This is a genomic window from Streptomyces sp. NPDC007095, from assembly GCF_040634475.1.
In the GTDB taxonomy this organism is placed as follows: domain Bacteria; phylum Actinomycetota; class Actinomycetes; order Streptomycetales; family Streptomycetaceae; genus Streptomyces.
Window position 1 is genome coordinate 2,474 of the sequence record NZ_JBEYFS010000432.1, and the last position, 1,998, is coordinate 4,471.

Genomic DNA, 1,998 nt, shown 5'->3' on the forward strand with positions numbered 1-1,998 from the left:
CGTACGGCCAGCCGATGTCGTCGGTGGCGGAGGCGGTGGTGGCCTTGGGCCAGCCGATGTCGTCGGTGGCGGAGGCGGTGGTGGCCTTGGGCCAGCCGATGTCGTCGGTGGCGGAGGCGGTGGTGGCCTTGGGCCAGCCGATGCCGTCGGTGGCCGCGGCGGTGGTGACCTTCGGCCAGCCGATGCCGCCGTTCGCGGAGGCGGCGGAGACGGTGCCGGCCGTCCTCGGCCAGCCGATGGAGGAGGAGGCGGTCGTGGTGCTCGCCGCCTTGGGCCAGCCGATGCCGTCCGCGGCGGTGCTGATGCCGCCGGCGGTGAGCACGGCGGATGCGACGGCGGCGGTGGCGGCGGTGACGGCGAGGCGGGCGACGAGGTTCTTCATGACAGCTCCTCTGTGGCAATGAAGCGAATCTGCGTTGGTAACTTCTTGCCAAGAAGCTTGGCAACGCCTCCTCGGGGTCCGCTCGGTATTCGCTGGAGACGGGCTGGAGACTGGCGAGAGACGCCGTACCGCCTGCGCAGATGCCTGGCAAAGTTTGTCAAACACCCCGCTCCGGGGGTCGTGCGGAGCCGAGCCCGAGGGGGTTGAACAGCGCTTTCGAGGCCCCTCCGCTAGAGCGCCGCCGGAGCCCCCGTTGCCATCACGGCCTCACGCTAGGCAAGGTATTGCCAAGCGAGTTGGCAATATTTGGCGACAGTGGGGGGAGGCCCCGGAAATGAACGCGACGCCGTCATCCACGGACCACAGGGACCACGCGTACGGCACGGACCACGCGTACGGCACAGACCGCACGGAGCCCGCGGACCAGGAGGGCCGGACGGTTCACCTGGACACGGCGGGCTGGGGCCCTGTGCCCGCCGCTGTCCGCGCACTCGTCGCCGACTGCGCGAGCCGCGAGGACCGCTACGGCCCGCACGAGGTCGAGGAGGACCTCGAGGACGTCCTGCGCACCGAGGTCCACGAGCGCCTCGGCGCTCTGCTCGGCGTCCCGGCCGCCGACACCGCCGTCGTCACGGACGCCGCCGGCGCCTTCGGCGATCTGGTCTCCCGCCTCGCCCCCGGCCGCGGCGAGCGCGTCTGGACGACCCCCTACGAGAGCGCCGCCCGCCTGACCGCCCTCTACGCCCTGCGCGACCGCACCCGTTGCACGGTGGAGGTCGTCCCGCTGCGCGAGGACGGAGACCTGGACCTGGAGTGGATGGCCCGGCACATCGACGACGACGTCGCCCTCGTCTCGGTCGTCCACGTCCCCTCCGGCTGCGGAATCGTCAACCCGGTCGAGGAGATCGGGCAGATCCTCGCCCCGTACCGGTGCGTGTACGCCGTCGACGCCTCCTACGCCGTCGGTCAGCTCCCCGTGGATGCCGGCCGCATCGGCTGCCAGCTGCTGACGGGGGACGGCTGGCGGTTCCTGCGCGGCCCGTACGACGTCGGGTTCGCCTTCCTGGCGCCCCGGCTGCGTGCCGCGTTCGAGGACGCCTCCGCCCACCGCCCCCTGCCGCGGAACGCGGCCGTCGCGGGCCTGAACGCCGCCCTGGCCCACCACACGGCCACCACCGCCACCACCGCCGGCCTGGCCGGGCAGGGGCTCCTGCCCGCCCTGCGTGCCGCCGTCGAGGGGTGCCCCGGCACCGAACTGATCGCCCCCGGCCGGATCCAGTCCGCCATCCTCGCCTTCCGCCACCGCGACCTGCCCGCCGCGCTCGTCCGCCGCCGGCTGGCGGCCCGCGGTGTCGTCCTGTGGAAGACGGTCGCGCAGGAAACCCCGCTCCACCTGCCCCGCTCCGGCGCCGCCACCGCCCTGCGCGCGTCCCTCGGTCCCGACACCACCCCCCAGGACATCGCCCGCTTCGGCCGGGCCCTGCGGGAAGTCGTCCGCGAGGAGACCGCCGGTGCGCAACGCCCCCGCCCCGCCCCCCCCCCACCCCCCCCCCCCCCCCCGCGCGCCCCCCCCCCCGCCCCCGCCGGGGGGCGCCCCCCCCGCGCGGCCCCGCCCC

The 1,998-nt window shown here is 74.8% G+C and carries 2 protein-coding genes; one reads left to right on the forward strand and one right to left on the reverse strand.

Annotated elements, in window-relative coordinates; genetic code table 11:
• Positions 1 to 382: hypothetical protein (locus ABZ656_RS56680; RefSeq protein WP_360280378.1), on the reverse strand; the 382-nt coding region annotated here is incomplete at its 3' end.
• A 334-nt stretch (positions 383 to 716) separates the two neighbouring features.
• On the opposite strand from ABZ656_RS56680, the gene ABZ656_RS56685 reads away from it, so the two are divergent.
• The coding region (locus ABZ656_RS56685; RefSeq protein WP_360280381.1) for an aminotransferase class V-fold PLP-dependent enzyme at positions 717 to 1,998 on the forward strand (1,282 nt) is incomplete at its 3' end.